Annotated in this window: 1 pseudogene; it reads right to left on the bottom strand. The window is 57.4% G+C overall.

The features are described from left to right. Positions 1-134: 134 nt before the first annotated feature. Positions 135-218, bottom strand: a pseudogene (locus ACVDHI_RS20810) (nucleoid occlusion factor SlmA); the annotation flags it as partial. Between the last annotated feature and the right edge of the window lie 54 nt (positions 219-272).

Here is a 272-nt window from a genome sequence, read left to right as displayed (position 1 = left end):
ATTGGTTGATGCGGTCTGCTGGCTCAGCTTTGCAGCAGCTGGCTGCGGATAAACTGCCACTGATCTTCAAACCCGGCAGTGGGCTTGATTGTGAGCTCGGAGCGGACGTGCAGTGGTTGATGCGGTCTGCTGGCTCAGCTTTGCAGCAGTTGGCTGCGGATAAACTGCCACTGATCTTCAAACCCGGCGGTGGGTTTGATTGTGAACTCCGAGCGGACGTGCATTGGTTGATGCGGTCTGCTGGCTCAGCTTTGCAGCAGCTGGCTGCGGAT

The sequence above is a fragment of the Aeromonas sp. 25-248 genome (assembly GCF_053005425.1).
Note: the sequence above shows the minus strand (reverse complement) of the source record. Positions and strands in the feature narration are given on the sequence as shown.